Here is a 24,128-nt window from a genome sequence, read left to right as displayed (position 1 = left end):
CTGCGGGCGTGCGCAGCGTAGCGCGCCGTGTGCGCGTAGCGCGCTGCGAGCACGAACAGCGACGGCGCGGCTGCGAGCCTGCAAGGGCAGGGCGGTTGCGTGCAGCGCCGAGTCGCCACAACGGCCTTGCCGCTGTGGTGATCAGCGGGCCGCAGCGCGAACTGTTGTGCTACGACCGCAGATCCAGCGAGGGCAGCAAGGCCACGCAGAAGTGCCGGCCTCGCCGCTGCGCCATCATTCGCCAGGTTTAGGTCTTCCCAGCCAGCTAGCGCAGGCGCTGCTTGAACATCCATTCCCACATCGCCGGATCGGCGTAGGTGGCGTCCCAGGCGTTGTGGTTGCCGTTGGGGTATTCGCTGTAACGCACATTGGCGCCCACGCCCTTGGCGGCGCGGTACAACGCGCGGTCGTCGTGCGGCGGGACCGCCTCGTCCTTGGCGCCATGGAACATCCAGATCGGCACGTGCTTCAGGCGCGTGACCGCGGCGGTATACGGGTCGGCTTCCTGTGCCACCAGGCTCACGTACAAGGTGCGGCGCTCATCGCGCGGCGCCTTGAGCGCGCCGCAGATCGGCACGATGGCGGCAAAGCGCTGCGGCTGCATCAGGCCGATTTCCCAGGCGCCATAGCCGCCCATCGAAATGCCGGTGAGATAGGTGTGCTGCGGGTCGGCGGAAAACTCGGCACTGGTGGCATCCAGCGCGGCAATCGCCATGCGCGCATTGATCCCCAGCCATTCCTCGTCGTCCGGCACCTGCGGCAACACCACCAGCGCGGGAAAGTCGGCGGTGTGTTCGCTGAGGTAGGGGCCAACGCCCACCTCGGCCTGGTTACGGCCATTGTCGCCACGCTCGCCCGAGCCATGCAGGAACAGAACGATCGGCCGCGGCTGCGGCGACGTGCCCACCGGCACGAACACCTGGTACTGGTAGTGCCGGCCTTCAATCTCCAGCGAGCGCGTCACGAAGTGACCGCGGCGGGTGTCCTGGTGCCGGTCAACCAAGCTGGAACATCCGGGCAGCAGCAGCGCGAGCACCACCAGCAAAAGACAACAACGCATCACGCAGCACTCCCTGGCAAAGACAGGCCTGCAGTATCGCCGCCAACGCGTGTCGCGGCATGTCGCGTTGCGGCGAGGGCCCGGCGCGCGTCATTGGCTCAGCGCAGCAGGATCAAGGTGGCCAGGCCGAGGAAGCTCAAAAAGCCCATCACATCGGTCAGCGTGGTCAGGATCACGCCGCCCGCCAGCGCGGGGTCGAAGCCCAGCCGCTTCAGCGTCACCGGCACCAGCACGCCACCAAACGCGGCGGTGAGCATGTTCAAGGTCAATGCGGTGCCGATCACCAGCGACAGCATCGGTTGGCGGAACCACACCAGCACAATCACGCCCAGCCCGATGCCCAGCACCATGCCGTTGATAAGCGCCACGGTCAGTTCCTTCTTGAGCAAGGTCATCACGTTGGACGAGCCGATCTGCCCCAGCGCCAGGCCGCGCACCATCAGTGCCAGCACCTGGGTGCCGGCATTGCCGCCCATGCCGGCCACGATCGGCATCAACGCCGCCAGCGCGACCAGTTTTTCGATGGTGCCTTCGAACTGGCTGACCACGCTGGAGGCCAGGAACGCGGTGCACAGGTTGATGCCCAGCCAGATCAGGCGGCGGCGGAACGCGCGCCGCGCTGGGCTGAACATGTCCTCGTCCTCGTCCAGGCCGGCGGCGCTCAACGCCTGGTGCTCGGCCTGCTCGCGGATGATATCGACCACGTCATCGATGGTGATGCGGCCGAGCAGGATGTTGTTGTCGTCCACCACTGGGGCGGAGATCCAGTCATGGTCGGAGAAGCGGCGCGCCACTTCGTCCGACCCATCGCCGACATCGATCGCCGGCTGCTCGTCGTCGATCAGCCGATTGACCGGCGTGCTGTCTTCATGGGTGACCAGCGCCGCCAATGGCACCCGGCCCAGATACTGGTGGCGCCGGCTCACCACGTACAGGTGATCGGTGTGGTCGGGCAGCTCGCCGCGCAGGCGCAGGTAGCGCAGCACCACGTCCACGTTGACGTCGGCGCGCACCGTCACCACGTCCGGGTTCATCAGGCGCCCGGCGGTGTCTTCCGGATACGAAAGCACCTGTTCCAACCGCTCGCGGTTCTCGCGGTCCATCGACTTGAGCACTTCGTCGATGACGGTATCGGGCAGGTCCTCGACCAGGTTGGCCAGGTCGTCGATGTCCAGATCTTCGACCGCGGCGACGATTTCGTCCGGGTCCATGTCGGCGAGCAGGCTTTCGCGTACTTCATCGCCGACGTGCAGCAGCACCTCGCCATCGTCTTCCGGGTCGACCAGCCCCCACACCACCTCGCGCTTGCCCGGCGGCAGTGATTCCAGCAGGTTGCCGATCTCCGCCGGCGCCAACGTGTTGACCAACCGACGCACCGGCCCGAGACGCCCGCTGTCCAGCGCGTCGGACAGCAGGCGTAGCTGGCGCGCGGTCTTGTCGTGGCGGACGGCTTCGGCCATGCGCGGCTCCCTGGTGGAGTGAACGCGTCTCTTCAGAGGCCGCGGTGCTGGATCAGCAGGGCATTATCGCTTGCGCACGGTGACGAAACATACAGTGCAGGTGCAGCGGTGCCCGCGCGCTGCGGGCGCGGGTGTGGCGCAACTCAGTGCAGCAGGCCTTGCGCCACGCTTGCCAGCCATTTTTCGATGCTCTTGCGGTCGCGCGCGCGCAGCAGTTTTTCGCCGTGCACGCGCAACTGGCCCAGATGCAGGTCGCGCACCGCGCGGCGTACTTCCAGCAAGGTGGCCGGATGCAGGCTGAACTCGGTGAGGCCCAACGCCAGCAGCATCGCCACGAAGCGCGGGTCGCCGGCGATTTCGCCACACACGGCCACCGGCTTGTTGTGCGCCCGCCCGGTGGCGATGACCTGCGCAATCAATCGCAGCACCGCCGGATGCAACGGCGAATACAGCTCGCCTAGCGCTTCGTTGTTGCGGTCCACCGCCAGCAGGTATTGCACCAGGTCGTTGGTGCCGATCGACAAAAAGTCGATGTCGTCGATGAAGCAGTCCAGCGCCAATGCCGCCGCCGGCACCTCGATCATCGCGCCGAGCGGAATGTGCTCGGCGATCTCGTGGCCTTCGTCGCGCAGCTGCGCGGTGAGCTTTTTCAGCTGTTTGCGCACCAACAGGATTTCCTCGCGCCCGCTGACCATCGGCACCAGGATGCGCACCGGGCCGTAGCCGGACGCGCGCAGGATCGCGCGCAGCTGTGCCTGGGCCACCGCCGGCCGGGCAAGCGACAGGCGCACCCCGCGCAGGCCCAGCGCCGGGTTGTCCTCATCGCTCAGGGTGAGCCCGGTGCGGTCGGCCTTGTCCGCGCCCAGATCCAGCGTACGGATGGTCACCGGCCGGCCGCTCATGCCCAGCACGGTGTCGCGGTAAGTGTGGAACTGCTCGTCTTCGTCCGGCAGCTCGTTGCGCTGCAGGAACAGGAATTCGGTGCGGTACAGCCCCAGCCCGCTCGCGCCCAGCGCATGCGCCTTGGCCACGTCTTCCAGCGACTCGGCATTGGCCAGCAGGGTGATGTCGACGTTGTCGCGCGTGCGGGTCGGCTTGGAGCGCAACCGGCCCAGTTCGCGTTGTTCCTTGGCCAGCGTGCGCAGGCGCTCGCGGTAGTCGCGCAGATGCTCGGGCGTGGGGTCGACGATGACCTGGCCGGAGCCGGCATCGACGATCAGCACGTCGCCATCGTTGACCCGCTGCACCGCGTCGGCCACGCCGACCACCAAGGGCAGGTGCAGGCTGCGCGCCAGGATCGCGCTATGCGAGAGCGCACTGCCGGCAGTGGTGACGATGCCGACCACGCCTTGCGCCTGCAGCTGCGCCAGCTCCGACGGTGCCACGTTGTCGCACACCAGGATCTCGCCGGCCACGCCCTTGAGGTCCGGCGCGCGCTTGTGCAAAAACGCATGGATGCGCCCGATCACATGGTCCAGATCGTCCATGCGGCTGCGCAGGTAGGCATCTTCCATGCCGTCGAACACCGCCGCCAGACGATCGCGTTGCACGCGCAGCGCGTAGTCGGCGCTGTAGCGGTGCGTGCGAATCAGATCGTCTAGCCCCTGCAGCAGTTCCGGGTCGTCCAGTAACAGCGCGTGCAGTTCGAGGAATTCGCCCACTTCGCGGGCCAGCGCGCCATGCAGGCGGTCGCGCAGTTGCTGCATCTCGGTGCGTGCGGCGGCAATGGCCGCGTGCAGACGCTGCAGCTGCGTTTCGACCTGGTTGGCCGGCACGCGTTGCTCGGCCACCTCCAGTGTGTGGCTCTGGCGGACGCGGGCGCGCCCCAATGCGTTACCGCGCGAGGCGGCATGTCCGCGCAAGCGCAGACTCATGCGCGGCCTTGGCGCAGCCGCGCCGTGTCGGTCAGCACGGCACCGACGCAGCGCATGCTCAGCTGTCCTCGTCGAATCGGCGCTCGAACAGGTCCACCAACGCCTGCAGCGCCTCGGCCTCGTCTTCGCCATCCAGGCGCACCATTACGCTGGTGCCCTGGCCGGCAGCCAGTAGCATTACGCCCATGATGCTCTTGGCATTCACTTCGCGGCCCTTGGCCGCCAGCGTGGCGTTGGCGCGGAAGGACGACAGCGTCTGCACCAGCTTGGCGGTTGCCCGCGCATGCAGTCCCAGTCGATTGGAAACTATGAGTTCGCGTTCAAGCATCGTCGATGATCGCTCCGTTGCGGGTACCGGCCGCCGCGGTGGCGGGCAGCTCCTGCAAACCTTGTTCGGGGTAGTTCATCACCCGCAGCAGCATGGGCAGGCTGAGCGCAGACACACGGCGAACCGGGGTGCCCAGCTTGGCCAGCCGACTGGCGAGATTGCTGGGGCTGGCGCCGTACAGGTCGGTCATGACCAACACGCCGTCGCCGCTGTCGACCCGACGCATCGCTGCCGAGGCCTGGGGCAATAACGCGTCCAGGTCTGCATCGAGCGGAACCTCGAAGGATTCGGTCTTCAACGGCAAATGCCGCAACAGCCCCGTCGCCACGTCCAAGAACGCTGCGCCGATGCCGGGATGAGTAATGAGGAGAATGCCACAGGCCATGCCGAAACGTTAACAGGTCAGCATGACCACGCGATAGCGTTTGCCGGGCACCGATGTGTTGCGAAATGAATGGGCGTTTAGCCTGCTGCAGTTGGGCGTGGATTGCAGGCGATGCGCGCTCCGCTGACAGCGTGACGATGTGACGTCCGTTGCGTCTGCACCGGTATTGCGGCAAGCGAGCGCTGCAGTGGGTTGATCAGCGGCGATGCTCGTAGCCTGCGCTACTTGGCGATGCCTTTGCCGTGTTTCCAATTCGCCATGCGTGCCGACCCCTATCGCTTGGGTCAGCGCGGTCGACCGCGTGGAGATGGAGCAATGCAATAAATGCGTCGGGCGCACGCTCTGCTCCGCGACGCCCAATCACATCAAGCGCGCACAGTAGCCGCATCAGGCAAACGCAAGGCTCCCTCCAGCTGACCAGCCGCGGCGCAGACCGCAGCACAACGCTTCAACGATTCCCGATTCCCGATTCCCGATTCCCGAATCCCGATTCCCCAATCCCGAGATTCAATCCTGCTCGCGATGAAACGTCGCCACTTCCGGCCAGCCCTGTTCGCGCGCATGCCGGGCCATGCGTTCGGCCAGATACACCGAGCGGTGCTTGCCGCCGGTGCAGCCGAACGCGATGGTGACGTAGCTGCGGGTGTCGTTGCGCAGGCGCGGCAGCCAGGTATCGAGCAGGTCCACGATCTGCGCCGAATAGCGGATCACGTCCGGCTCCTTGTCCAGGTAATCGCGCACGCCGGCATCGCGGCCGGTGAGTGGGCGCAGCTCCGGGTCCCAGTGCGGGTTGGGCAGCACACGCGCATCGAACACGAAGTCGGCCTCGGCCGGCACGCCGCGCTTGTAGGCGAAGGATTCGAACAGCAGCGACAAGCGGTCGCTGTTGCCCAGCGCGAACTCGGTGACAACGCGTCGGCGCAGTTGGTGCACGTTGAGCGCGCTGGTATCGATGATGGCATCGGCCTGCGCACGCAGCGGCGCGGTCAATTCGCGCTCGCGGGTGATCGCTTCCGGCAACGCCAGGCCGAGCTGGCTGAGCGGATGGCGGCGGCGGGTATCGGCGTAACGCTTGAGCAGGGCTTCGTCGCTGGCTTCGAAAAACAGCAGGCGTGCCTCGATGCCGTATTCCTGCGCGGCCTGCCGCCACTGCGCCAGCTGGGTCAGGTCGCTGCGGCTGCGCACATCGATGCCCACTGCCAGGCGCTGGTCGCCGAGCGGGTTGCCCCGCAGCCGGCTGCGCACAAAGTCCGGCAGCAACTCGACCGGCAGATTGTCCGAACAGTAATAGTCGAGGTCTTCGAAGGTCTTCAGCGCCACCGACTTGCCGGAGCCGGACAACCCGCTGACGATCATCAAGGTGGACGCGGCAATGCTCATGGGGTGCGTCGCTCCAGCAGGTTGCTGTGGCGGGCGATGAACATCGCCGCCGGGTCGATGCCCTTGGTGCGCAGGATGTGCAGGCGGGTGGCCGCCTCGGTCAGCACGGCCAGGTTGCGGCCGGGCATCACCGGCAGGGTGATCAGCGGCACGTCCAGATCCAGCACGTGGCGGCTGCCGGAATCACCGGTCAGGCGCTCATAGCCGGAAGGCGTGGGCTCGGTCATCGGCCGGGTCAGGTGCACGATCAGGCGCAGGTACTTGTTCTTCTTCACCGCGGTGTCGCCGAACATGTCGCGCACGTTCAACACGCCCAGGCCGCGCACTTCCAGCAGATCCTGCAACAGCTCGGGGCAGGTGCCGTCGAGTACGTCCGGCGCGATCTGGGTGAATTCCGGTGCGTCGTCGGCCACCAGGCGGTGCCCGCGGCTGAGCAGTTCCAGCGCCAGTTCGCTCTTGCCCGAGCCGGCTTCGCCGGTGATCAATACGCCGATCGAATAGATCTCCATGAACACGCCATGCAGCGTGACCCGCGGCGCCAGCGTGCGCGCAAGGTGGTAGGACAGATGATTGAGCAGCTCATGGCCGCGCTTGGGCGAGATCCACAGCGGCGTATTGGATTCATCCGCCGCCGCGCGCAGATCTTCCGGGCAGGACTGGTTCTTGCTGATCGCCAGTGCCAGCGGCTGCACCTGGATGATCTTTTCGATCGTCTCCCAGCGTTGCCGCGCATCCAGCGAATCCAGCCAGGCCAGCTCCTCGGTACCGAGGATCTGCACCTTGTTCGGATAGATCACATTGAGATAGCCGGCCAGCGAGGGCCGGCGCGCATTATTGCTGCCGGCCTGGATCTCGCGGTGTTCCCCCTTTTGCCCCGCAACCCAGCGCAGTGCCAGCTTGTCGCGCTGCTGGTCGAACAGTTCACGTGCGGTGATGCTGGTATTCATGCGGCGCTCGCGTGTGGAGGCGGTACCTCAGTCAGCAGCGCCATCAGCGCTTGCGCATCGGGCGCGGCGCGCAGCTGCTGGCGAAAATGGCTGTCAGAAAAGCGCTCGGCCAGTTCCGACAACAGCATCAGGTGCTGATGCGTGTAGTGCGCCGGCACCGCCATCGCAAACACCAGGTCCACGGCTTCTTCGGCGCCGAACTCCACCGGCGTCTGCAGCCGCAGCAAGGCGCCACGTGGTTCGGTGAGGTTGGGGCAGCGCCCGTGCGGAATGGCAATGCCGTGGCCGATGGCGGTGCTGCCAAGGGCTTCGCGCTCGCACAGGTTGGCAAACAGTTCGTCGGTACCGGCCTGGCGGCAGGACAGCAGCTCGGCGGCGGTATGCAGGACGGTGTCGCGATCGGCGGCCGGCGACACCATGGTGCGCACGGCCGCCATCAGATCGGTTAAAGGCATGAGGGCATCAAGCGAGAAGCGTCATGCGGGATTGTCGCGCACCTCGCGGGCGTGGTGGTTACATTTCTTCTCTTTGTGCTTGAGCACCAGGCGGTCGAGCTTGTCGACCAACAGGTCGATGGCGGCGTACATGGTGGAACCGCTGGCATCGGCGTGCAGAGTGCGGCCGGGGAGGTTGACGGTGGCAACCACATGGTGGTCTGGCTTGCGGACGGCCAGCTGGGTTCGGACTTCACAGTGCTGGTCGAAGTGGCGCTGCAGGCGCTGCAGCTTGCTTGCCACGTAGTCCCGCAGGGCGGGGGTCACTTCAAGCTGGTGGCCATACGTCTCGATACGCATCGGATACCTCCATTGGTCGGTGGGCCAATGAACCTTTCCGGTGGTCCGGCGAACCCGGCACAGGCCGGCGTTGCGGTGGTTGCAACGTCAGGCGATGCGCACGCGTTCGTGGGAGGCGGAAATGTTCATGGCCTCACGATACTTCGCAACGGTTCGGCGCGCTACTGGTACGCCGGAAGTTTTCAACAGATCTGCCAACTTGGCGTCCGACAAGGGTTTGCGCGGGTTTTCCGCATCGATCAGGCGCCGGATCATCGCCTGGATCGCCGTGCTGGAGGCCTCGCCGCCGCTGTCGGTGTCGATGCCGGAGGCAAAGAACGAGCGCAGCGGGATGGTGCCGCGCGGCGTGCGTACGTACTTGCGGGCGATGGCACGCGAAATCGTCGATTCGTGCAGGCCCAACTCACCGGCGATCTCGCGCAGGGTCAGCGGGCGCAGCGCCTGCGCACCGAACTCCAGGAACCCGGCCTGGTGCTGCAGCAGGCAGCGCACCACCCGCAGCAGGGTTTCGCCGCGCGCCTCCAGGCTCTTGAGCAGCCAGCGCGCTTCCTGCAGTTGGCCACGCAGGTAGCCGGCGTCGGATTCGCCGCAGCTGCGGATCAGTTGCTCGTAGCCGCGGTGGATGGTCACCTTGGGTTGCGCGCGGCCGGCCAGGGCGGCGCGCCAGACGCCGCGCTGGCGCCAGATCACACAGTCCGGCACCACATAGGTGTCCTGCGACAGCGCGCTGATCTGCTTGCCCGGGCGCGGGTCCAGCGAGCGCACCAGCTGCACGGCCTGCTCGACATCGGCGGCAGAGCGCTTGAGTTCGTGGGCCAGGCCGGCAATGCCGCTGCGCGGCAGCCGCTCCAGCGGCCCGGCCACGATCTGCAGCGCCAGCTCGCGCGCAGGCGTCGCCGCATCGAGCACCTGCAGCTGCAGCGCCAGACATTCGCCCAGCGAGCGTGCGCCGATGCCCACCGGGTCGAAGCGCTGGATCTGGTGCAGCACGGTGAGCACTTCGGCCTCGTCCACGTTGCCGAGGTTGAGCGTCTCCAGAATCGCGCTGAGCGGCTCGCGCAGGTAGCCGTCTTCGTCCAGGGCATCGATCAGGATCGCGCCGATCTGGCGGTCCCTTGGCGACAGCGGTGACAGGTGCAACTGCCACAACAGGTGGTCGGCCAGGGTTTCGGACTCGGCCACGCGTTCGGCGGCGTCGCCGTTGTCGTCATCGTCGAAGCTGCCGCCACTGCCAGTGCCGGTCCATTGCAGCTCGTCCTGCGACCAGTCGTCGTCGCGCTCGGCAGGCGCCGGCTCGTCGCGTTGGCGTTCTTCGTTGGAGGCGGAGGGCGACGGTTCGACCGGCGCCTCGCTGGCCGCGTGCGCGGCTTCGTCGGCCCACTCCAGCAGTGGATTGGTCTCCACCGCTTCGGCGATTTCCACTTCCAGCTCGGTGGTGGACATCTGCAATAGTTTGATCGCCTGACGCAATTGCGGCGTCATGACCAACTGCTGTCCTAACGATGTCTGGAGCCGGGCTTTCATGCGGACACTAGCTGGATGACCTATGGCGCGGCGGCGCGCTCAAAGGCGGAAGGTGTCCCCCAGATAGACGCGCCGCACGTCGGGATTGTTGAGCAAAGCGTCCGGTGCCCCCTGCGCCAGCACGCCCCCCTCGGCGAGGATATACGCGCGGTCGCAGATTCCCAAGGTCTCGCGCACGTTGTGATCGGTGATCAACACGCCGATGCCGCGTTCCTTGAGGTGGATGACGATGCGCTGGATCTCGCCGACCGAAATCGGGTCCACGCCGGCGAACGGTTCATCGAGCAGCATCATGCGCGGTTTGGCGGCCAGCGCGCGGGCGATCTCGCAACGGCGCCGCTCGCCGCCGGACAGGCTGGCGCCCAGCTGGTCGGCCACGTGGGTGATCTGCAGCTCTTCCAGCAGCGAGGCCAGTTCTTTCTCCTGGCCTGGCCCGTCGAGGTCGTCGCGCAGTTCCAGCACCAGGCGGATGTTGTCGGCCACGCTGAGCTTGCGGAACACCGACGGCTCCTGCGGCAGGTAGCCCACACCGAGCTTGGCGCGCGCGTACATCGGCTCGGCGGTGAGGTCGCGGCCGTCCAGTTCGATACGCCCGGCATCGGCCTCGACCAGCCCGACGATCATATAGAAGCACGTGGTCTTGCCGGCACCGTTGGGGCCCAGCAGGCCGACCACTTCGCCGGCCTCCAGGGTCAGGCCGAACTCCTTGACCACTTCGCGCTGCTTGTATTTCTTGCGCAGACCGGTGGCGACCAGCATTACTTCTTCCCCTGCGGCTTGGCCGGTGCGGGCGCCGCGGCGGGCGCGGCAGTCTTGGGCTGGATGATGGTGCGCACGCGGCTGCCGTCGCCTCCGCTCTGCATGTTGCCGGTCTTGGTGTTGTAGACCATGCGCTGACCAGCGTTGGTGCCCTTGGGCGAATCCACCTTGTAATTGCCGGTGAGGATGATGATTTCGTCGGCGACCTTGTATTCGATGTTGTCGGCCTGGCCGTTCATCATCGCGCCGTCGTCCATCTCCTGCTTCAGCGTGGCCTGCTTGCCGTTGAGCACTACGCGGTCGGTCTGGCCGTTCTTCTGGAAGATGTCGGCGGTGTCGGCGTGGATTTCCAGCGTGCCCTGGGTGATCACCACCTTGCCGCTGAAACGGCACTTGCCGCTGTCATCGAGCATGTTGCAATCGTTGCTGTTGGAGTCGATCGTCATCGGCTGATTGCGATCGCTGGTCTTGGCCATCGCCAATGCGGGCAGCAGCAGTGCGGCAAACGCCAGTTTAGCGGGCAGCATTCGGTTCATAGCGGGTCTTGACCTGGGAAAGGAGCTTGTACTGGCGTGTCTTGAGATCGGCCTCGAAGCCGACCCCGCTTTGCATGATACCCGGCCGGCGCATGGTGACCGGCGCGGCGGTCTTGGCCAGGTTCTGCTGCGGAAACACGTCCAGGCTCTCGGTGCGGAAAGTGGTGGGCGGGGTGTTGCCGGTGGTGGGGCTGTCGCCGGACACATCACCGCGCAGGCGCATTTCATCGCCCTTGGGGCTGATCCAGCCGGTCTTGGAGCGCAGCGTCCACGGATTGTTGGCGTTGTCGGGCAGCAGGAACACCGGCGTGGTGATCTCCGAGGTCTGGTCGGCGCGGTTGCGGTGCATTTCCGGCGCGCGCAGCGTCATCGACTCCTTGCCGCTCTCCTTGTCCAGGGCAATCAACTCGAAGTCGCGCAGCACGTAGTCGGCCTTGGAATCGTCCACCGCCGCGGCAACCGGACGCGCGCGCTGCTGCCAGGCTGACCAGCCGCTGATGATCGCCGCCGCCAGCAGCACCGCGCCGAGCGTGGTGCGCCAGTTCCAGGTCATGCCGAGAACCTCGCGATGATGCTGTCGACCTGGCCCTGAGCGGCCAGCACCACGTCGCAGACTTCGCGCGCGGCGCCTTCGCCGCCACGTGCGCGGGTGTGCCACTGCACGCGTTCGGCAATCCACGGGTGCGCGTTGGCGGGCGCGACCGGCAAGCCGACCGCCAGCAACGCCGGCAGGTCGGGCAGGTCATCGCCCATGAACAACACCTGGTCCAGCGAGAGCCCGTGCTCCTGGCATAGCGCCAGCACTGCCAGGCGCTTGTTCTTGACCCCGATCTGCACATGCAGGCCCAGATCCTGGCCACGTTTTTCCGCCGACAAGCTGGCGCGTGCAGTGATCAGCGCCACGTGGATGCCGGCATGCTCCAGCTGCTTCAGGCCCTGGCCGTCGAGCACATTGAAGGCCTTGCTCTCGTTGCCGGCGTGGTCGTAGTACAGGCGGCCGTCGGTCAGGGTGCCGTCGACGTCGAAACACGCCAGGCGCACGCGGGCGGCACGGTCGATGAGGTCGGCAGGAAGGTCTTGCAGGGGGGAATAGGGCATCGGCACGAATCGGTGAGAACGGGGTCCGGCGGTTGAAAACTGAACCTGTTAAACCACCTTGGCGCGCAACAGGTCGTGAATGTTCAATGCGCCGACCGCGCGCTGCTGCGCATCGACCACGATCAGGCCATTGATCTTGTAGTCCTCCATCAGCCGCGCGGCCTCGGCGGCCAGCTGGTCGGCACCGATGGTCTTGGGGTTGCGGGTCATCACCTCGGCAATGCCGGCGCTGCGCACGTCGATGTCGCTGTCCAGCGCGCGGCGCAGATCGCCGTCGGTGAACAGGCCGATCAGCCGCTCTTGCGCGTCCACCACGGCGGTCATGCCCAGGCGCTTGCGGCTCATCTCCATCAGCGCCTCGCTCAGGCTGGCGTCCTCGCGCACGCGCGGCAGCTCGTCGCCGCCGTGCATCACATCGGTGATGTGCAGCAGCAGGCGGCGCCCCAGGCTACCGGCCGGATGCGAGCGGGCGAAGTCGTCGGCGGTGAAGCCGCGCGCGTCCAGCAGGGCCACCGCCAACGCATCGCCCATCGCCAATGAGGCGGTGGTGCTGGAGGTCGGCGCCAGGTGCAGGGGGCAGGCTTCGGCAGACACGCTGACATCCAGGTGCACGTCGGCGGCCTGCGCCAGGGTGGAGGCGGGGCGGCCGGTCATCGCGATGATCGGGTTGCCCTGGCGCTTGAGCACCGGCAGCAGCATGCGGACTTCGTCCGATTCGCCCGAATACGACAACGCCAGCACGATGTCGGCCTCGGTGATCATGCCCAGGTCGCCATGCCCGGCCTCGCCCGGGTGCACGAAGAACGCCGGGGTGCCGGTGGAGGCCAGGGTGGCGGCGATCTTGCGCGCGATATGCCCGGATTTGCCCATGCCGGTGGCGACCACCCGCCCGCGCGAGGCCAGCACCAGCCGGCAGGCGGCGGCAAACGGCGCACCGATGCGTGCGCCCAGCGCGGCCAGGGCCGCCTGCTCGATCTCGAGCACGCGCTGCCCGCTGGCGACCAGGCTGGCGTCGCTGACGGTGGCGGAGGGCAGGTGCGAGACGGCCATGCAGGGCTCGGGTGAAGAGTAGAATGTGCGCTCATTTTATGAGGAAACGCCCTTTGGACGCCGAAACCATCCGTAAACTCATCGAATCCGGCTTGCCTGAAGCCCGCGTCGACGTGCAGGGCGAGGATGGCGTGCATTTCGAGGCGACCGTGGTCAGCCCGGCCTTTGTGGGGAAAGCGCCGCTGGCCCGCCACCGCATGGTCTACGCCACCCTGGGCGAGCTGATGGGCGGGGCGATCCACGCGCTGCAGCTCAAGACGCTGACCCCCGACGAGGCCTGAGCCTTTGGTAGCACCTGGCTGACGGGCGCTCCTGCGCGTTGACCGCCAGCCTCCAGCGTGCGCCTGGCCGCCTCCTCATTCCCCTGACTTCATTTCGGATTCCCTGAGTTCCCATGGCAAAAATCGTAGTGACCGGCGGCCAAGCGCTGCACGGTGAGGTCCATATTTCCGGCGCCAAGAACGCGGTGCTGCCGATCCTGTGCGCGACCCTGCTGGCCGATGCGCCGGTGGAGATCAGCAACGTGCCGCACCTGCACGATGTGATCACCACGGTGAAGCTGCTCAGCGAGCTGGGCGCCGAGGTCACCATCGATGAAGGCACGCTGGCCAAGGGGCGCTCGATCCTGGTCGACCCGCGCTCGGTCACCCACCAGATCGCGCCGTACGAGCTGGTCAAGACCATGCGCGCCTCGATCCTGGTGCTGGGCCCGCTGCTGGCGCGCTACGGCACCGCCGAAGTGTCGCTACCCGGCGGTTGCGCGATCGGCTCGCGTCCGGTGGACCAGCACATCAAGGGCCTGCAGGCGCTGGGTGCGGACATCAGCGTGGAAAACGGCTACATCAAGGCCACCAGCAACGGCCGGCTCAAGGGCGGGCGTTACGTGTTCGACATGGTCAGCGTCACCGGCACCGAGAACGTGCTGATGGCCGCCGTGCTGGCCGAAGGCACCACCGTGCTGGAAAACGCGGCGATGGAGCCGGAAGTCACCGACCTGGCCGACTGCCTGATCGCGCTGGGTGCACAGATCGAAGGCGCCGGCACGCCGCGCATCACGGTGCAGGGCGTCGAGCGCCTGGGCGGCGGCCACCATGCGGTGCTGCCGGACCGCATCGAGACCGGTACCTTTTTGGTGGCCGCAGCGATGACCGGCGGCAGCGTCACCGTGCGTCGCGCGCGCCCGGACACCCTGGACGCGGTGCTGGACAAGCTCACCGAAGCCGGCGCGACGATCACCACCACCGCCGACAGCGTCACCCTGGACATGCACGGCAAGCGCCCGCGCGCGGTCAACCTGACCACTGCGCCGTACCCGGCGTTTCCCACCGACATGCAGGCGCAATTCATGGCGCTCAACTGCGTGGCCGACGGCGTAGGCGTGATCAACGAGACGATCTTCGAAAACCGCTTCATGCACGTCAACGAGCTGCTGCGCCTGGGTGCGGATATCCAGGTGGAAGGGCATACCGCGATCGTGCGCGGCGCCGAACGCCTCAGCGGCGCGCCGGTGATGGCCACCGACCTGCGTGCGTCAGCCTCGCTGATCCTGGCCGGCCTGGTCGCCGACGGCGACACCACCATCGATCGCATCTACCACCTGGACCGTGGCTACGAAAACATCGAGGAGAAGCTGGGGGCGCTGGGCGCGACCATCCGGCGCATCGCATGATCCTGCGCGGCCAATTCACCACCCGCCGCAAGGTGCTGCTGGGGGTGATCGTGCTGATCCTGGCGTGGCTGGTCTACGCCTGGTCGGTCGGCATGGCCATCACGCAGGGCGTCGAGTTCAAGGACATGGACTGGAACGGCGACGGCACGGCCAGCCGCGAGGAAATCGCGCAATCGTTCTACGCGGTGGCGGTCAAGAAGACCGTCGAAGGCAAGCGCCACTGCGACCTGTTTTATTGGCGCTCAACCGAAGCGCAGATTCGCGTGGATTGCCGCACGGTGTTCAATACCGGCGATGACAAGGCTGCGGCCAAGCCGTGAGGTGAGTGCGTGAGGACGTTGAGAGCCTTACGCGTCTTGCATGTGCCTCGATCTGCGAGGTGGGTCGTGCCAGGTGCGAGCCGCGGCGAGACACATGCAGACACAAAAAAGCCCGGCACGCTGCCGGGCTTTTTGATGGTCGATGCGCAGCGCAATGAACCCGCAGATGCACCATCTTCATTCGTAGGAGCGCGCTCGCGCGCGATGGGGCTTTATCGATAACGCCTCATCGCGCGCAAGCGCGCTCCTACGTCCGGCCGCACACCCGAGATCAGGCGACGGCCTGGCGAGTCGTCAGCGCAGCGCCTTGATGGTCAGATCCAGCGCGTCCTGGCCTTTTTCCTTCTGCAGCAAGCGCGCAGGTACCGGCAGGTCCTTGACCACCCATGCGATCAATTCCTTGTCGCCGTCCACACGCGACACCTTGGTGGCCTGTTCCTGCTTGCCGTTGACGGTGATGGTTTCCTTGCCCACCACCTTGTAACTCATCGGCTTGATGCGGCCTTCGTCCACCATGCGGTAGTTCAGCGGCTTGCCAGCGGCCAGGTCGCGGGTGATGGCCAGATTGATCAACAGCGCATCCATATCGCCCGGCTGCAGCTTGACCGGGCCGCGGCGGTCCGGCTTGATGTCGCCGCTCCAGGTGGCCTGGCTGGTCTTCCAGTCGTAGTTGGCGGTGACGTTGCGCCGCTTGACCATCATCGAAGAGGTGTCATTGCTGCTGACCGGGCGCAGCTGGCCATTGGCCTCTTCGAACACCGTGCTCTGGGTCAGGTTGGCCAGCTGGTTCTGGATGGTGAGCGTGTAGCGCCACTGGTTGGCGCCGGCCGCGGCCAGGGTCATGGTGCCGTTGGCCTGCATGCCCATGTAATTGGCCGAGTAATCGGCCTGGAACGGCTGCACGGCCAGCGCGGGCAGGCTGGCAACCGCCAGGGCCGCTGCGGCAATCAACGAACTGGTACGGGTGAACGTCTTCATGGGTCAGGCTCCTTGGTATTCGACCAGGCGCAGATCGACCTGATCCTCACCTTTGTCACGTTGCAGGATGCGGACCGGCGTAGGTACGCCGTTGGCAATCCAGAGGATGGTTTCGTTGTCGCCGCTGTTGACGCGGTATACGCGCAACGCGTCGTAGCTGAGGTCGCCCACCTGCACCACTTCGGTGGCATCGGCGGCGCGGTAATCGTATTGGCGCACCCGGCCGACATCGACGTAGCGGTAGCTCAGGCTGCGGCCGGGTTGTGCGTCGCGCATCAGCGACAGATTGAGCGACAGCGCGCTCTGGTCGCCGCGCTGCAGCGGAATCGGCTGCTGACGCTCTTTCTTCAGGTCGCCGTCCCACTGCGCAGTGCCGGCCTGCCAGTTGTAGACGCCGGTGACCTTCTTGCCGAAGAACATCGCCTTGCGCACGGTGCTCTGGGTCAGCGGCACGTAGGTGTCGCCATCGACACGGAACACGGTGCTCTGCTCCAGGTTCAGTCCCAGGATGCTGGCAAAGCCCTTGCGCCCGCGCACGGCCATGTCGATACGCCATTGGTTGCCGTCGCCGTGACTGACCTGCATGGTGGCGTCGCCGGCTTCCTTGCCGCGGTAGAACGCCTGGTAGGTCGCCACGAATGGCTCCAGCGCGGGCGGCGTCCAGCTACTGGCCGGCAAGGCCGGAGCGGCTGGTTGCGCGGGCACGGGCGCGGCGGCCGGGGCCTGTTGCGCACGGCCGATACCGGCCTGGCAAAGCAGGGCCGTGGTGAACAACGCGACAGCGAAGGGCAGGACTTTCATGCGCGGGAGCGAGGCACGGGGCCGCAAGGATGTCCGAGAGGGAATGAGGGGCGCGTGTCCGCGCTAAACGAGCGCGATGCCAGCGGACTCTAGTCGCAGTGGTGTAAACAGGCACTGACCGTCGATATGCACGCGCCCGTCGGGCGTGGTGACCCGGCCGCTGGCCAGTAACCGCAGCGTGGCCAGCAGCAGCGGGTGTTCGCGGTCCAGCACCCGCGCCGCCAGTGACTCGGCGGTGTCGTCCGGCAACACCGGCACATGGGCCTGGGCGATCACCGGGCCGGCATCCAGTTCCGGCACCACCAGATGCACGCTGGCACCGTGCTCGGCATCGCCGGCCTCCAGCGCCCGCGCATGCGTGTGCAAGCCGCGGTATTTGGGCAGCAGCGAGGGATGGATGTTGAGCATGCGGCCGGTGAAGCGGCGCACCAGAGGCTCGCCCAGGATGCGCATGTAGCCGGCGCAGATCACCCAATCCGGCTGCACTGCGGCGATGGCGTCGCCCAATGCACTGTCGAACGCCGCGCGGTCGGCGAACGCGCGTGGGCTGGCGCTCCAGCGTCGCGACGCATCCACTTTCTGCAAGGCCGGCGCCTGTTCCCGGTCGGAAAACACACCGGCCACCTCGGCCGCCAACTGCCCGGCGGCAATCGCATCGAGGATGGCCTGCAGATTACTGCCGCGCCCGGAGGCCAGGACTGCAAGGCGCAGGCTCATACAATCACGCCCATCGTTATATCGGAGACGCAGCTCAAGCGGCTGCCGCGTTGGTGACAAACAACGCCTTGACCTGCGGCCGCAGCAGAACCACCAGCGTAAACACGCCGACCACGGTGCCGAACGGCATGAACGAGCAGGAAATGCCGGCGACGATCAGGCAAAGCAGATGCCGTCTGCGCTGGGCGATGCAGCGACCCGCATACGCCATGAAGCCGGCCAATGTCAGGCCGCAGGCGATGAAGCCTGCCGCGAACACCACGAAGAACCAGCCGAACCAGCGGGGATCCATCTCTGGCGCGTCGGCATTGGTCGTGGTCATCGGCAGGTGGCCGGTGACGATCGCCAGCCCCATGAACAGGTGGATCAACGGGAATAACGAAAACAGCCCGGTGATGCCGGCCAGCACGTAATGGAAGATCGACAGCAACTTCAGCTGCTGCAGATCCTCGGCGGTGGCAGTTGTAGAGACGTAAACGGGCGCGGCTTCCATGCGGGTGCTCCTTGGGTCAACCAATCCGGACGCGTTCGTCGCCCTGTGCCGTCACCACCTGGCCAATGCGCCAATGCGCCAGCGACTGCGCGTCCAGCGCCTGTTCCAGCGCGGCGGCCTGCGCTGGTGCGGCGACCAGCACGAAGCCGATGCCGCAATTGAAGGTGCGCCACATTTCGGCATCGGCCACCGCGCCTTCGCGCTGCAGCCAGGCGAACACCGGCGGCAAGATCCATGCCGTGGCATCGATGTCCAGGCCCAGGCCGTCCGGGATCACCCGGATGATGTTCTCGGTCAGCCCGCCACCGGTGACATGCGCCATGGCGTGGATCGCCTCGCCGTGCGACTTGAGCAGCGCCAGGATCGGCTTGACGTACAGCGCGGTCGGCGCCATCAGCGCATCGATCAGCGCCACGCCGTCGTCCAGCACCAGATCGGCCGGCGAGCCGGCACGCTCGTAGATCTTGCGGATCAGCGAATACCCATTGGAATGCGGTCCGGAGGAGGCGATGCCGATCAGCACGTCACCCTCGCGCACCTGCGCGCCGTCCAGCAGCTGCGATTTTTCCACCGCGCCAACGGTGAAGCCGGCCAGGTCGTATTCGCCCGGCGGGTACATGTCGGGCATCTCCGCGGTTTCGCCACCAATCAGCGCGCAGCCGGAGAGCTCGCAGCCGCGCGCGATGCCGCCGACCACCGCCGCGGCGGTGTCGATATCCAGCTTGCCGGTGGCGAAGTAGTCCAGAAAGAACAGTGGTTCGGCGCCTTGCACCAGCACGTCGTTGACGCACATGCCGACCAGGTCGATGCCGATGGTGTCGTGGCGGCCGAGCTGCTGGGCGAGTTTGAGCTTGGTGCCCACCCCGTCGGTGCCGGAGACCAGCACCGGCTCCTTGTACTTGCCGGACAGGTCGAACAAGGCACCGAAGCCGCCCAGGCCGCCCATCACCTCCGGTCGAAAGCTGCGCTTGACCAGGGGTTTGATGCGTTCGACCAACGCATTGCCGGCATCGATGTCGACGCCCGCGTCACGGTAGGTCATGGGCGAGGGATTGGAAGGCGTTGGGCTGGTCACGGGTGGGGTGGCTCGGCGGTAAAGGCGGCGATTTTAACAGCCACGTTGGCGCTAGCGTCCCATTCGGGCAACAATTCACCCGGATACGCTTACGTCATGGAACCGTCGATGCGCCGCAGTCTCGCTTTCTTTCTCGCCCTCGTGGTCGCCATGCCCGTGTTGCCGGCCTACGCCCAGGCCGATCTGCGCACCGAAGGCGACGTCGCCAAGGCGCAGGGCGCCTACGATGCCGAAGTGCCGGTCAACAGCCAGAGCGAGTCCGATCGCCCCGGCGCGTTGGCGCGTGCTCTGGGGGCGGTGCTGGGCAAGGTGTCCGGCGACCGCAGTGTCATGAGCCGCCCCGGCGTGCCGCAGGCGCTGCGCAATGCGCCCAACTACGTCGATCACTACGACTACCGCCAGGATCAGGGCACCTCGCGCAGTGGCGCACCGACTTTCCGCACCGTGCTGGTGGCGCGTTTCCGGCAATCCGACGTCGACGGCCTGATTGCCGCGCTGGGCCTGCCGGTGTGGCCGCAGCCGCGCCCGAAACCCGTGCTGTGGCTGGCCATCGACGACGGCAGCGGCCCGCGCATGGTCGGCGTGGCGCAGGCCAACGCCGCGCGCAGCGTGCTCGACCGTGCGATCGAGCGCGGTTACCGGCTCGGTCTGCCCGGTGGCGCGGCCGCCGAACAGGCCCTGGCTGGCGCCATCTGGCGCAAGGACACCGCCGCCGTTGCGCGCGCGTCGGCCAAGTACAGCCCGCCGATGCAATTGATCGGCAAGCTCTACCGCACCGATAGCGGCTGGACCGCCGATTGGGTGTTCGTGGACAACGGCAACGTGCTCTCCAGCTGGACCAGCAGCGACGGCGATGCCCGCCGCGCGATGGCCGCCGGTGCCGACGGCGCCGCCGATGCATTGGTCAAGCGCTACGCCAAGCGGGTGGACTCGGGCGTGCCCGGGGTCTACCGCGTGGTGATCACCGGCATCAGCAGCGCCGACGACTATCTGCGCGTTTCCGCCGCGCTGCAGGGCGTGTCGGTGGTGCGTAGCATCCGCCCGGTGAGCGCAAATGGCGATCGCATGGAGCTAGACCTGGAACTGCTCACGGGCATTTCCGGGCTCAACCGTATGCTCGGCGACAACAGCCCGCTGATCTCGGTTTCCGTGCCGACCGAAGGCCCCATCATTCTCGAAAACGAGCACGCCGAGTACCGCCTCAAATGATCCTGACCCCCGAGGCGGAAATCGCCCAGTTCCTGCGCCGCCTCAAATGGGCGGCGGTGATCGTCGGCGTGCTGTGGGTGGTATCGCTGCTGTCGCCGATCCTCACCCCGTTCGTGCTGGCGCTGCTGCTGGCCTGGCTGGGCGACCCGCTGGTAGACCGCATCGAACGTGCCGGGCGCTCGCGCAACATGGCGGTCACCCTGGTCTTCATTCTCATGGTGCTGCTGGTGGTGCTGGCGCTGATGATCCTGGTGCCGATGATGGAGCGCCAGATCATGACCCTGATCGATGCGCTGCCGCAGATGCGCGACTGGGCGATCGGCACCGCCATTCCCTGGCTGCAGCGCCGCACCGGCGTGGAGTTGATGGGCTGGCTGGACCCGGAACGCCTGATCGAGTGGATCCGCAGCCACTGGGAGCAGGCGGGCGGCGTTGCCAAGACCTTCTTCGGCTATGTCTCACGCTCGGGCTTTGCAATGGTCACCTGGGTGATCAACCTGGCCTTGTTGCCCATCCTGGCGTTCTATTTCCTGCGCGACTGGGACCGCATGGTGGAGCGCGTGGCGGCGGTGATTCCGCGTGCCTACATCGGCACCGTGAGCCGGCTCGCGCTGGAGTCCAACGACGTGCTGGGCGGTTTCATTCGCGGCCAGTTCCTGGTGATGCTGGCGCTGGGCGCCATCTATGCCACCGGCCTGTCCATCATCGGGCTCAACTTGGGCTTGCTGATCGGCATCATCGCCGGCTTCATCAGCTTCATTCCGTACCTGGGCGCCACCACCGGCATCGTGCTCGCGTTGCTGGCAGCGATCGTGCAAGCGCAGGGGTTCGACCTGAAATTGCTGATCGGCGTGGGCGTGGTGTTCACCGTCGGCCAGTTGCTGGAAAGTTACGTGCTGACCCCGCGCATTGTCGGCGACAAGATCGGCCTGCACCCGGTGGCGGTGATCTTTGCGGTGATGGCCGGCGGCCAGCTGTTCGGCTTCCTCGGCATGCTGCTGGCGCTGCCGGTGGCGGCGGTGGCCAACGTGCTGTTGCGCTATGCGCATGAGCGCTACACCCAAAGCGATCTGTATGCCGGCGAGCGTGCCGGCATCGTGTTGCAATCCGGGCCCGAGCGCAGCGTGATCATCGACGCCAGCAAGGACGCGGATCGGTCGTGAGCGTGCCGCAATTGCCGTTGGCGTTGCGTGCGCCTTCCGACCAGCGACTGGACAGCTATATCGCCGCACCGGACGGTTTGATCGCGCAACTGCAGGCCTTCGCCGCCGGCCAGCTGAGCGACTGGCTGTATCTGGCCGGCCCAAGCGGCACCGGCAAGACCCATCTGGCCTTGTCGGTCTGCGCGGCGGCCGAGCAGGCCGGGCGCAGCTCGGCCTACCTGCCGTTGCAGGCGGCGGCTGGCCGCTTGCGCGATGCGCTCGAAGCGTTGGAAGGGCGCAGCCTGGTGGCGCTGGACGGCGTGGACAGCATTGCCGGCCAGTGCGAGGACGAAGTGGCGCTGTTCGATTTCCACAACCGTGCGCGCGCTGCCGGGATCACCTTGTTGTACACCGCCCGCCAGATGCCTGACGGCCTGGCGCTGGTATTGCCCGACCTGCGCTCACGCCTGTCGCAATGCGTCCGCATCAGTTTGCCGGTGCTGGACGACGTTGCACGCGCGGCGGTCTTACGCGACCGCGCGCAGCGGCGCGGGCTCGCGCTGGACGAGGCTGCGATCGATTGGCTGCTGACCCACAGCGAGCGTGAGCTGGCCGGGTTGGTGGCCTTGCTGGACCGGTTGGACCGTGAATCCCTGGCTGCGCAGCGGCGGGTGACGGTGCCGTTCCTGCGCCGCGTGCTCGGCGACCGCACGTCCTGACGACGGCGCTGCCGCGCTCAGTCGCGGCGCTGAGTCAGTTGTGCATCCAGCTCGGCCAGCCGCTGTGGTGTGCCTACATCGGTCCAGCGACCACGGTGGTGCACGCCATCGATCCGGCCAGCCGCCATTTGCGCGCGCAGGATCGGCGCCAACGGGAAGCGCGGCGGGGCCTCACCGGTGCTGGGAAGCGGCCCGATCACACGTTCCCACGCGTGCAGTAAGGCCGGGCGATACAGACCGATGCCGGCATAGGTGAGCGTCGGCATCGCCGTGCTGCTGATCTTGCCCTCGTGAGTCAACGCAAAATCCGCGCGTGCCGCATAGGCTGGCGCGTCGACCAGCACCAGCGTTGCCAGGCTGTCGGCTGCGATGTCGAGCGTGGCGAAGTCGATGTCGCTCCAGATGTCGCCATTGACCAGCAGGAAGGGCGCATCGCCCAGCAACGGCAGCGCGTGCAGCATGCCGCCGCCGGTTTCCAGCGGGGTGCTGCCTTCGTAGGAATAGGTCAGACGCAGCCCGAAGGCGCTGCCATCGCCCAGCACCTGCGGAAACTGCGCAGCCAGCCACGACGTATTGATGACCACCTCGTCCACGCCCAGTGCAGCCAACTTGCGCAGATGCCAGACGATCAACGGCGTGCCGCCCACCGACAACAGCGGCTTGGGCGTGTGTTCGGTCAACGGACGCATGCGCTCACCGAATCCGGCAGCAAAGATCAACGCCTTCATGCGGCGGTTCCATTGGCGTTGCCGTGTGCCATGCGTGCGGCCAGTGCGGGTTTGATCTGCTGGTCGAGCAAGTCGATCAAGGGTGCCAATTCGGCATGGCGCGGCAACACTTCGTCCAGGTAGGTGATGAAGCGCGGCACGTTGTCCAGGTACCAGTGCTTGCCATCGCGGTAACTCAATCGCGAAAAAATGCCGAGGTTTTTCAGATGCCGCTGCACGCCCATCCAGTCCGCATCGCGCAGGAACTGCGGCCACGCCGGCACCGGCAAGCCGGCCACCTGCGCACGTGCGTGGTATTGCGCCAGCCACGCGTCCACACGCGCTAGTGGCCAGCTCACCGAGGTGTCCTTGAACAGGCTGATCGGGTCGTAGGCGATCGGGCCGACCACGCAGTCCTGGAAGTCCAGCACCGCCGGGCCGTCAGCGACCGGCATCAGGTTGCGCGGCATGAAGTCGCGATGGGTGAACACGCGAGCTTGCGCCAGCGCGTTATCCATCAGACGGCGTTGCACCAGCTGCAATTGCTCTGCGTGCGCGCAGTCGAGCTGCAAGCCCAGGTGGCGGCCAAGAAACCATTCCTCGAACAGGCCGGCATCGCGTTGCAGCAGCGCTTCGCCAAACACGCCGCTGCCGTCGGGCGGCGGGATGTGCTGCAGCAACAGCAGTTGGCTGATCGCCGCCTCAAGCAGAGCATCAGCCGTGGAATCGGTGAGCGCCTGTGCCAGCGTCGGCACCCCCAGGTCTTCGAGCAACAGCAAGCCTGCGTCCAGGTCGCGCGCCAGCACCTGCGGCACGCGCACGCCGTGCTGCTCGAGCAGGTCGCGCATGCGCAGCCACGGCGCCACATTTTCCAGATCCGGCGGCGAATCCATCACGATGCGATCCGGCCCGGCGCCCTGGCTGCGCCAGTAACTGCGAAAACCGGCATCCACCGACGCACGCTGCAGCGTGGCCTGTGGATCGCCCAGCGCCTGCCGCGCCCACTGCAGGCGCTGGCTGTCACGCGAGGTATCGGAAGAAAGCGATGAAGTCATGGCAAAGCGCACAGTAAAACGGCGCGCAACGCACGCCGCAGAAGGAGG

Annotated in this window: 28 protein-coding genes; 6 read left to right on the top strand and 22 right to left on the bottom strand. The window is 66.6% G+C overall.

The window, feature by feature from the left end; translation table 11 throughout:
- Positions 1-265: 265 nt before the first annotated feature.
- The 15 genes from XCC_RS14555 to XCC_RS14485 form a co-directional block, all read right to left on the bottom strand.
- The gene (locus XCC_RS14555; protein WP_011037937.1) at positions 266-1,060 is read right to left on the bottom strand and encodes a prolyl oligopeptidase family serine peptidase; all 795 of its coding nucleotides are present in this window, start codon (positions 1,058-1,060) and stop codon (positions 266-268) included.
- A 98-nt stretch (positions 1,061-1,158) separates the two neighbouring features.
- A complete protein-coding gene (gene mgtE, locus XCC_RS14550; protein ID WP_011037936.1) occupies positions 1,159-2,520 on the bottom strand; it encodes a magnesium transporter in 1,362 nt (453 codons plus the stop codon).
- A gap of 143 nt (positions 2,521-2,663) precedes the next feature.
- A complete protein-coding gene (gene ptsP / locus XCC_RS14545; RefSeq protein ID WP_011037935.1) occupies positions 2,664-4,394 on the bottom strand; it encodes a phosphoenolpyruvate--protein phosphotransferase in 1,731 nt (576 codons plus the stop codon).
- Positions 4,395-4,452: 58 nt separating this feature from the next.
- Positions 4,453-4,722 carry an HPr family phosphocarrier protein gene (locus XCC_RS14540; protein WP_011037934.1) on the bottom strand — a complete coding sequence of 90 codons (270 nt, stop codon included), beginning with the start codon at positions 4,720-4,722 and terminating at the stop codon, positions 4,453-4,455.
- Positions 4,715-5,107, bottom strand: coding sequence for a PTS sugar transporter subunit IIA (locus tag XCC_RS14535; RefSeq protein ID WP_011037933.1), 393 nt, complete (start codon positions 5,105-5,107; stop codon positions 4,715-4,717). Before XCC_RS14535 ends, XCC_RS14540 begins: the two co-directional genes overlap by 8 nt.
- A gap of 507 nt (positions 5,108-5,614) precedes the next feature.
- A complete protein-coding gene (gene rapZ / locus XCC_RS14530) occupies positions 5,615-6,487 on the bottom strand; it encodes an RNase adapter RapZ (RefSeq protein WP_014508477.1) in 873 nt (290 codons plus the stop codon).
- Complete coding sequence (hprK, locus tag XCC_RS14525; RefSeq protein ID WP_005993219.1) at positions 6,484-7,434, bottom strand: HPr(Ser) kinase/phosphatase; 951 nt, start codon at positions 7,432-7,434, stop codon at positions 6,484-6,486. Before hprK ends, rapZ begins: the two co-directional genes overlap by 4 nt.
- Positions 7,431-7,889, bottom strand: a complete 459-nt coding sequence (locus tag XCC_RS14520) for a PTS sugar transporter subunit IIA (protein ID WP_011037931.1) — start codon at positions 7,887-7,889, stop codon at positions 7,431-7,433. The genes hprK and XCC_RS14520 overlap by 4 nt, the downstream gene beginning before the upstream one ends.
- Before the next feature lie 21 nt (positions 7,890-7,910).
- Positions 7,911-8,228, bottom strand: a complete 318-nt coding sequence (gene hpf, locus XCC_RS14515; RefSeq protein ID WP_011037930.1) for a ribosome hibernation-promoting factor, HPF/YfiA family — start codon at positions 8,226-8,228, stop codon at positions 7,911-7,913.
- 87 nt (positions 8,229-8,315) lie between these two features.
- The gene (locus XCC_RS14510; protein ID WP_016944115.1) at positions 8,316-9,710 is read right to left on the bottom strand and encodes an RNA polymerase factor sigma-54; all 1,395 of its coding nucleotides are present in this window, start codon (positions 9,708-9,710) and stop codon (positions 8,316-8,318) included.
- Positions 9,711-9,791: 81 nt separating this feature from the next.
- Entirely contained in the window at positions 9,792-10,511 is a 720-nt protein-coding gene (gene lptB, locus XCC_RS14505) for an LPS export ABC transporter ATP-binding protein (RefSeq protein ID WP_011037928.1), read from the bottom strand.
- Positions 10,511-11,047 carry a lipopolysaccharide transport periplasmic protein LptA gene (gene lptA / locus XCC_RS14500; RefSeq protein ID WP_011037927.1) on the bottom strand — a complete coding sequence of 179 codons (537 nt, stop codon included), beginning with the start codon at positions 11,045-11,047 and terminating at the stop codon, positions 10,511-10,513. Before lptA ends, lptB begins: the two co-directional genes overlap by 1 nt.
- Complete coding sequence (gene lptC, locus XCC_RS14495) at positions 11,025-11,600, bottom strand: LPS export ABC transporter periplasmic protein LptC (RefSeq protein ID WP_011037926.1); 576 nt, start codon at positions 11,598-11,600, stop codon at positions 11,025-11,027. Before lptC ends, lptA begins: the two co-directional genes overlap by 23 nt.
- Complete coding sequence (locus tag XCC_RS14490; protein WP_011037925.1) at positions 11,597-12,145, bottom strand: KdsC family phosphatase; 549 nt, start codon at positions 12,143-12,145, stop codon at positions 11,597-11,599. The genes lptC and XCC_RS14490 overlap by 4 nt, the downstream gene beginning before the upstream one ends.
- 48 nt (positions 12,146-12,193) lie before the next feature.
- The gene (locus XCC_RS14485; protein WP_011037924.1) at positions 12,194-13,195 is read right to left on the bottom strand and encodes a KpsF/GutQ family sugar-phosphate isomerase; all 1,002 of its coding nucleotides are present in this window, start codon (positions 13,193-13,195) and stop codon (positions 12,194-12,196) included.
- Positions 13,196-13,248: 53 nt separating this feature from the next.
- On the opposite strand from XCC_RS14485, the gene XCC_RS14480 reads away from it, so the two are divergent.
- The 3 genes from XCC_RS14480 to XCC_RS14470 all read left to right on the top strand — a co-directional run bounded on the left by XCC_RS14480 (position 13,249) and on the right by XCC_RS14470 (position 15,184).
- Entirely contained in the window at positions 13,249-13,476 is a 228-nt protein-coding gene (locus tag XCC_RS14480; RefSeq protein WP_011037923.1) for a BolA family protein, read from the top strand.
- 113 nt (positions 13,477-13,589) lie between these two features.
- On the top strand, positions 13,590-14,864 hold the full coding sequence (gene murA / locus XCC_RS14475; protein WP_011037922.1) for a UDP-N-acetylglucosamine 1-carboxyvinyltransferase: 1,275 nt from the start codon (positions 13,590-13,592) through the stop codon (positions 14,862-14,864).
- The gene (locus XCC_RS14470) at positions 14,861-15,184 is read left to right on the top strand and encodes a hypothetical protein (protein WP_011037921.1); all 324 of its coding nucleotides are present in this window, start codon (positions 14,861-14,863) and stop codon (positions 15,182-15,184) included. Before murA ends, XCC_RS14470 begins: the two co-directional genes overlap by 4 nt.
- A gap of 294 nt (positions 15,185-15,478) precedes the next feature.
- Here XCC_RS14470 and XCC_RS14465 read toward each other — a convergent pair whose 3' ends face one another.
- The 5 genes from XCC_RS14465 to purM form a co-directional block, all read right to left on the bottom strand.
- Positions 15,479-16,162 carry a DUF3108 domain-containing protein gene (locus XCC_RS14465; RefSeq protein ID WP_011037920.1) on the bottom strand — a complete coding sequence of 228 codons (684 nt, stop codon included), beginning with the start codon at positions 16,160-16,162 and terminating at the stop codon, positions 15,479-15,481.
- Positions 16,163-16,165: 3 nt separating this feature from the next.
- Positions 16,166-16,963, bottom strand: a complete 798-nt coding sequence (locus XCC_RS14460) for a DUF3108 domain-containing protein (RefSeq protein ID WP_011037919.1) — start codon at positions 16,961-16,963, stop codon at positions 16,166-16,168.
- Between the two features lie 63 nt (positions 16,964-17,026).
- Complete coding sequence (purN, locus tag XCC_RS14455; protein WP_011037918.1) at positions 17,027-17,680, bottom strand: phosphoribosylglycinamide formyltransferase; 654 nt, start codon at positions 17,678-17,680, stop codon at positions 17,027-17,029.
- Between the two features lie 34 nt (positions 17,681-17,714).
- Positions 17,715-18,173, bottom strand: a complete 459-nt coding sequence (locus XCC_RS14450) for a hypothetical protein (protein ID WP_011037917.1) — start codon at positions 18,171-18,173, stop codon at positions 17,715-17,717.
- Between the two features lie 16 nt (positions 18,174-18,189).
- Positions 18,190-19,215 (bottom strand): phosphoribosylformylglycinamidine cyclo-ligase, encoded by a 1,026-nt coding sequence (gene purM, locus XCC_RS14445; RefSeq protein WP_029628894.1) that lies wholly within the window; start codon positions 19,213-19,215, stop codon positions 18,190-18,192.
- Positions 19,216-19,344: 129 nt separating this feature from the next.
- Here purM and XCC_RS14440 point away from each other — a divergent pair, with 129 nt between their 5' ends.
- From XCC_RS14440 to hda, 3 genes are read left to right on the top strand one after another with little or no spacing between them, the layout of a single operon-like run.
- Positions 19,345-20,457: a DUF2066 domain-containing protein gene (locus XCC_RS14440; protein WP_019237444.1), complete on the top strand. Its 1,113-nt coding sequence runs from the start codon at positions 19,345-19,347 to the stop codon at positions 20,455-20,457.
- The gene (locus XCC_RS14435; protein WP_011037914.1) at positions 20,454-21,620 is read left to right on the top strand and encodes an AI-2E family transporter; all 1,167 of its coding nucleotides are present in this window, start codon (positions 20,454-20,456) and stop codon (positions 21,618-21,620) included. The genes XCC_RS14440 and XCC_RS14435 overlap by 4 nt, the downstream gene beginning before the upstream one ends.
- Positions 21,617-22,318: a DnaA regulatory inactivator Hda gene (gene hda / locus XCC_RS14430; protein ID WP_011037913.1), complete on the top strand. Its 702-nt coding sequence runs from the start codon at positions 21,617-21,619 to the stop codon at positions 22,316-22,318. Before XCC_RS14435 ends, hda begins: the two co-directional genes overlap by 4 nt.
- A 17-nt stretch (positions 22,319-22,335) precedes the next feature.
- On the opposite strand, the gene murU is transcribed toward hda, so the two are convergent.
- The gene (gene murU, locus XCC_RS14425; protein WP_011037912.1) at positions 22,336-23,046 is read right to left on the bottom strand and encodes an N-acetylmuramate alpha-1-phosphate uridylyltransferase MurU; all 711 of its coding nucleotides are present in this window, start codon (positions 23,044-23,046) and stop codon (positions 22,336-22,338) included.
- The gene (locus XCC_RS14420) at positions 23,043-24,080 is read right to left on the bottom strand and encodes an aminoglycoside phosphotransferase family protein (RefSeq protein ID WP_011037911.1); all 1,038 of its coding nucleotides are present in this window, start codon (positions 24,078-24,080) and stop codon (positions 23,043-23,045) included. The genes murU and XCC_RS14420 overlap by 4 nt, the downstream gene beginning before the upstream one ends.
- Positions 24,081-24,128: the final 48 nt, after the last annotated feature.

This window comes from Xanthomonas campestris pv. campestris str. ATCC 33913 (assembly GCF_000007145.1).
Lineage (GTDB): Bacteria > Pseudomonadota > Gammaproteobacteria > Xanthomonadales > Xanthomonadaceae > Xanthomonas > Xanthomonas campestris.
This window is presented reverse-complemented; position numbering and strand designations above follow the sequence as displayed.